Annotated in this window: 8 protein-coding genes; 6 read left to right on the forward strand and 2 right to left on the reverse strand. The window is 67.0% G+C overall.

Features of this window, described 5'->3' with window-relative positions:
- A partial coding sequence (locus QRO91_RS21750; RefSeq protein WP_285310567.1) for a PhzF family phenazine biosynthesis protein occupies nt 1–211 on the forward strand: 211 nt, incomplete at its 5' end.
- Between the two features lie 90 nt (nt 212–301).
- Nucleotides 302–1180, forward strand: a complete 879-nt coding sequence (locus tag QRO91_RS21755) for a PhzF family phenazine biosynthesis protein (protein ID WP_049430046.1) — start codon at nt 302–304, stop codon at nt 1178–1180.
- 102 nt (nt 1181–1282) lie between these two features.
- On the opposite strand, the gene QRO91_RS21760 is transcribed toward QRO91_RS21755, so the two are convergent.
- Nucleotides 1283–1714, reverse strand: coding sequence for an OsmC family protein (locus tag QRO91_RS21760; protein ID WP_197651130.1), 432 nt, complete (start codon nt 1712–1714; stop codon nt 1283–1285).
- A 370-nt stretch (nt 1715–2084) separates the two neighbouring features.
- Between QRO91_RS21760 and QRO91_RS21765 the strand changes: the two genes are divergently transcribed.
- The 4 genes from QRO91_RS21765 (at nt 2085) to QRO91_RS21780 (ending at nt 4306) form a co-directional block, all read left to right on the forward strand.
- Nucleotides 2085–2483 carry an HU family DNA-binding protein gene (locus QRO91_RS21765; RefSeq protein WP_010483539.1) on the forward strand — a complete coding sequence of 133 codons (399 nt, stop codon included), beginning with the start codon at nt 2085–2087 and terminating at the stop codon, nt 2481–2483.
- A 254-nt stretch (nt 2484–2737) separates the two neighbouring features.
- A complete protein-coding gene (locus QRO91_RS21770; RefSeq protein WP_049430048.1) occupies nt 2738–3046 on the forward strand; it encodes a DUF3861 family protein in 309 nt (102 codons plus the stop codon).
- A 50-nt stretch (nt 3047–3096) separates the two neighbouring features.
- Complete coding sequence (locus QRO91_RS21775) at nt 3097–3627, forward strand: hypothetical protein (RefSeq protein ID WP_049430049.1); 531 nt, start codon at nt 3097–3099, stop codon at nt 3625–3627.
- An 82-nt stretch (nt 3628–3709) separates the two neighbouring features.
- On the forward strand, nt 3710–4306 hold the full coding sequence (locus QRO91_RS21780) for a DUF1439 domain-containing protein (protein WP_005408439.1): 597 nt from the start codon (nt 3710–3712) through the stop codon (nt 4304–4306).
- A gap of 38 nt (nt 4307–4344) precedes the next feature.
- Here the strand turns inward: QRO91_RS21780 and QRO91_RS21785 are convergent, their stop codons facing one another.
- Entirely contained in the window at nt 4345–4887 is a 543-nt protein-coding gene (locus QRO91_RS21785; protein ID WP_024956948.1) for a type 1 glutamine amidotransferase domain-containing protein, read from the reverse strand.
- Between the last annotated feature and the right edge of the window lie 264 nt (nt 4888–5151).

A 5151-nucleotide genomic window follows, 5' to 3' on the forward strand; every position in this document is an offset into this window, starting at 1 on the left:
CGAGGACCCGGTGACCGGCAGCGCCAATGCGCTGATCGGCGTCTGGCTGCGGCAGCGCGATGCCCTGCCCGGCCGCGAGGGCCGCTACGTGGCCAGCCAGGGCCGCGAAGTGGGCCGCGATGGCCGCGTGCAGGTGCAGGTCGACGCGCAGGGCACGGTGTGGATCGGCGGCCAGGTGCAGTGCGTGATCGACGGCAGCATCCATTGGTAGCGCCGGTCCACGCCCGGCGAACGCAGTACACGGACGCCGGGCATGGCCCGGCGCTACCGTATCCCCTCTCGTTTACGGAATCTGCCCCCTATGACCACCCGCCGTTTCCTGCAGCTGGATGTGTTCTCCCCGCGCGCCGGCGCCGGTAACCCACTGGCCGTGGTACTCGATGCCGAGGGCCTGGATGACGCCAGCATGCAGGCCATCGCACGCTGGACGCGCCTACCGGAAACCACCTTCGTGTTCGCGCCGCAGGCACCTGGTGCCAGCTACCGGCTGCGCATGTTCAGCCCGCAGAAGGAAGTCCCGTTCGCCGGCCACCCCAGCGTCGGCACCGCGCATGCGGTGCTGCAGGCGGGCCTTGCTACACCGGTCGAGGGCGTGCTGGTGCAGGAGGGCATTGCTGGTGCGCTGCCGCTGCGCGTCAGTGGTGAAGGTGCGCAGCAGCGCATCGCCATCCGCACCCCGCGCGCGCAGCTGGCCGAAACCGCCGAAGCCACCGATCCACGCCTGCAGGCCGCATTGAAGGGCTGGCCACTGGGCACACTGCCGCCGGCACGCATGCAGGGTGGCCGCAGCTGGTGGGTGGTGCAGGTGGCCGATGAAGCCGCATTGCGCGCCCTGCAGCCGGACTGGGATGCGGTGGCGGCAGTGGCTGAATCCACCGACAGCATGGGCGTGTTCGCCTATGCCTTCAGCGATGGCAGCGAGGGGTTCGATCTTGCGGTACGCGCCTTCGTCGGCAACGGTCGCCGCTTCGAAGACGCCGCCTCGGGTGCCGCCAACGCCGTGTTGGCCGCGTGGCTGGACCTGCGCGAGGCACTGCCGCGGGGCCGTGCGCCGTTCGAAGTCAGTCAGGGCCGCGAAGTCGGCCACGATGCGCGCCTGACCCTGTTGGTCGATGAGGACGGCGAGGTCTGGTCGGGCGGTCAGGTGCAGACGGTGATTGCCGGCACCCTCGATTGGTAAAGGGGCACTGTACAGCCGAGCCCACGCTCGACTGCTCTTCGGCCAGATCACGGCAGCTGCAGAAGCCGAGCGTGGGCTCGGCTCTACAAGAGCATCCGGCGCTCAGCCCAGCTCGGCTTCCAGGCTGATCGGCACCGCACTCAGCGCCTTGGACACCGGGCAGTTCTGCTTGGCGTCATCGGCAATGGCGCGGAACTTGGCCGCGTCGATACCCGGCACTACGGCCTTTACCTTCAGGCGGATCTGAGACAGCTGCGGGCCGCCTTCCAGCGACAGATCGACCTTGGCTTCGGTGTCCAGCGAGGTCGGGGTGAAACCGGCTTCGCCGAGCTTGGCCGACAGCGCCATGGTGAAGCAGCCAGCATGCGCGGCAGCGATCAGTTCTTCCGGATTGGTGCCCTTCTCGTCGCCGAAGCGGCTGTTGAAGCCGTAGCGGGTCTTGTCCAGCAGGCGACTCTGCGGCGTGCTCAACTGCCCCTTGCCCGACTTCAGGTCGCCTTCCCAGTGCGCGGTGGCGTGTCGCGAGATTCCCATGTGCTGCTCCTGCGTGACGGTGATGAACGATCACCCTCGCACGTGGCGCGTTAGCCCTGCGTCGCTCCGCCGCACGCGCCACGTCGCTCCGGCGCCGGGCAGATGGACACTTCCTCGCCAGCCGGAAACGCATTTCCCCCTTGTTTTCAGTGGTTTCGCGCATTCCTCCAATGACCGGGCGCTGGCGGCCAGCCGCGTCCCGACACCCCCGCCCCCATCGCCGGCCATGTACTGAATCGGCCTGGATATGAAAAAACATGCACTTTCCGCGCTTCGGGCTATTGGCGGCGCCCGAGAGTTGCCCTACATTGCGCTTGCCGACGGGGTTCGGCGCCGACCAAACAACCAACCGTTCACGGAACAGGAAACCATGGCAAAGACCGCTAAGAAGGCTGCCCCGAAGAAGGCAGTGAAGAAAGTCGCGACGAAGGCAGCCGCCAAGCCGGCCGCTCCGAAGCCGATCAAGGAAGTGCTGACCAAGTCCGGCCTGGTTGCACACATCGCTGAAGCCTCCGGCGTCATCGCCAAGGACGTCCGCGCTGTGCTGGCCTCGCTGGAAAGCGCCGTCGCATCCTCGGTGCACAAGAAGGGCGCTGGCTCCTTCACCCTGCCGGGCCTGCTGAAGATCACCACCGTCAATGTGCCGGCCAAGCCGAAGCGCAAGGGCATCAACCCGTTCACCAAGGAAGAACAGTGGTTCGCCGCCAAGCCGGCCACCACCAAGCTGAAGGTGCGTCCGCTGAAGAAGCTGAAGGACGCCGCGCTGTAAGCGCGCGCCCCAACGCGGATTCCGACGGGACGGCTCTGGCCGTCCCGTTTTTTTTGTCCCAACCACGGCCCGCAACACAGCGTTGCCGCATCCCAGGGAATGCCCGTACAGGCCCGTCGCCATTGGCTGGGCCCCGCCTGCGGCGGTGCCGGAACGTACCGGGTGGAACACTGCGTGCAGCGCCGGCCGTCGCCGCCGACCGTGGCCTTGCCTATGGTTGGCACATCCTCCACAGCTACGGCGAGCATCTCCTCATGGCCAGCCCCTCCACCCGCTACCGGATCTCGGTGACCCCCATCGAAAAGGACGGGGTGCAGTGCACCGGGCGTTGCACCATCGAACTGGAACATCGCGCCAGCCGCGACCTGATGCGCCTGCTGGAAGCGGCACCGCGGACGGCAGGGCTCAGCGGCGATGAACGCGCGACCCTGGTGATTGCCACCCAGCTGCTGCGCGACATCGTGCAGCGCCACGCCGAAACCGATGGACATGCGTTGGCCGCCATCGCCGGGCAGGTGCTGCCGGCGCTGGATGCACTGGAACAGTTGCCCTCCTCCCGCTGATTCCCGCGCAGCCGATACACTGTCAACCCACATCGCCTCGGGGAGGAGGCATGCGCAGGACGCTTTTCCTGATCGCGCCACTGGTGCTGCTGGGCTGTTCCAGACCCACTGCACAACCGGAGGTTGCGCCAGTGCCGGCGCCAGCGAGCGCCGATGCACAGGCCGTTGCAGACACCGACGCAGCACCGCTGCAGCGAGCAACGATCGATCCGCTGTTCGCCGCGGTCGCTGCCGACGCCGAACCACCATCGGTGATGCTCAACCGCTACGTGATCGCGCTGCTCAACCGCAACCGCAGCGCCAGCGACGCGGCATGGGCGATTCCACCGGTCGATCCGCACCGCGCAGATGACGCTGCCATACGCCAACTGCAGGACCTGCGCACGCTGCGCCTGGACAGTGGCACCCCGCTGGCACGCGATGGCCGGCAGCCATCCCGGTTGCTGGAGGTGCCGGTGCGGCTCCGCGCGACCACCGCACAAGGCACCTTCCGCTTCCGCGGCTGGTATCGCGTGCAGCCCAGCCCGGACGGTCGCGCCTGGCAGATCCAGTCGGCGCAACTGCGGCCAACGCTGGACTGAACCGTTGCAGCGGCATGCACGCACGATTCAGCCGACCCGGCTACTCTTTCCTCCATCCATTCCCTGTCCAGCGGCCACCGCCATGCGCCTGCGTTCCCTGATGACCCGCCTCGCCGCCTCCACCGTACTGATCGCAGCCGCGATCGGTGCCCAGGCCGCCCCTTCCATTTCCGGCCGCGAACTGTCGGTGGGCGCCAGCGATGTGCAGCAATACCTCGATGGCAGCTTCCCGCGCACCCAGGACGCCCTGGGCGGACTGATCGCCCTGACCATGAGCCACCCTCAGCTGAGCCTCCCGGCCGGCGAGCGTTTGAACCTCGGCATGGACGTTGCACTGGCCACTGCCGGTGGCAATCCGGCCAAGCTGGGTACGGTGAAGCTCAGCAGCGGCCTGCGCTACGACGCACAGACCCAGGGCTTCCACCTGCAGCAGCCCAGCGTGGATGACTTCACCCCGGCCAACCAGGGTGGTCGTCTCGACTCCCGTACCCGCGGCCTGCTCAACGCCTGGCTGAGCGACTACGCCCAGCGGGAGCCGATCTACAAGCTGGATCCGGCCGTGGCCGGCGTGCTTGGCGCGCTGCAGGTGCAGTCGGCACAGGTGAAGAACGGCAAGCTGGTGGTCACCTTCAACCAGAACCTGGGCAACCTGGTGCCGGCAGGCGTGCTGGGCAAGTAAGGTGGTGCCGGCCAGCGGCCGGCACTACCGCTAGCGCATCAGGCGGCAAGTGCCTTGACCACCGCCTCACTGAAGGCCGGGATGTCATCCGGCTTGCGGCTGGTGATCACGTTGCCGTCGACCACGACCTCGGCATCGCGCCAGTTCGCCCCCGCATTGGTCAGATCCTGCTGCAGGGAAGGCCAGGACGTCAGCTCGCGGCCATCGGCGAGGCCACTGTTGATCAGCAGCCACGGGCCATGGCAGATCGCCGCCACAGGCTTGCCGGCCTCGTCTACTGCGCGGACGAAGCCGAGTACAGCCTCGTCGGTACGCAGCGTGTCCGGATTGATGACCCCTCCCGGCAGCACCAGCGCATCGAAGCTGGCCGGATCGGCCTCATCCAGCGGAATATCCACCGCGACGGCGTCGCCCCAGTTCTTCTCTTTCCAGCCCTTGATCGTCGCCTCCTTTGCAGGCGACACGACGCTGACGCGCGCGCCTTCGGCTTCCAGCAGACGCTTGGGTTCGGTCAGTTCGGACTGTTCAAAGCCGTGGGTGGCAAGGATGGCAATCTGCTTGCCCTTCAATCGTTCTGCCATGGGTGCACTCCGGTTGGGGGTGCCGACAGAATGGAAGAACGGCCCTTGCACGGCGGTGACCCTGCCGTGCACGGCAGGTGGAGAGCCTCCGGGTGGCGCCCGGCCCCGGGCCCCCCCACCACATTGCCGTAATGCCCCCCCGCCCCCCCAAAAACCCACAACCCAAACCATTTGGTTCACCACAATGCAACACCACAAATTTTTTACGCACCTGGCGCACAACAAATAATTATTAATTTTGGTGTTGTGCGGGCGGCCCCTGAT

This window comes from Stenotrophomonas maltophilia group sp. Smal32, assembly GCF_030237085.1.
In the GTDB taxonomy this organism is placed as follows: domain Bacteria; phylum Pseudomonadota; class Gammaproteobacteria; order Xanthomonadales; family Xanthomonadaceae; genus Stenotrophomonas; species Stenotrophomonas maltophilia_Q.

Bases quoted from the DNA above. Each gene is read 5' to 3' on its own strand.
- QRO91_RS21785 (WP_024956948.1), bottom strand. From the start codon at position 4,887: ATGGCAGAACGATTGAAGGGCAAGCAGATTGCCATCCTTGCCACCCAC.
- QRO91_RS21770 (WP_049430048.1), top strand. From the start codon at position 2,738: ATGGCCAGCCCCTCCACCCGCTACCGGATCTCGGTGACCCCCATCGAA.
- QRO91_RS21780 (WP_005408439.1), top strand. From the start codon at position 3,710: ATGCGCCTGCGTTCCCTGATGACCCGCCTCGCCGCCTCCACCGTACTG.
- QRO91_RS21760 (WP_197651130.1), bottom strand. From the start codon at position 1,714: ATGGGAATCTCGCGACACGCCACCGCGCACTGGGAAGGCGACCTGAAG.
- QRO91_RS21755 (WP_049430046.1), top strand. From the start codon at position 302: ATGACCACCCGCCGTTTCCTGCAGCTGGATGTGTTCTCCCCGCGCGCC.
- QRO91_RS21765 (WP_010483539.1), top strand. From the start codon at position 2,085: ATGGCAAAGACCGCTAAGAAGGCTGCCCCGAAGAAGGCAGTGAAGAAA.
- QRO91_RS21775 (WP_049430049.1), top strand. From the start codon at position 3,097: ATGCGCAGGACGCTTTTCCTGATCGCGCCACTGGTGCTGCTGGGCTGT.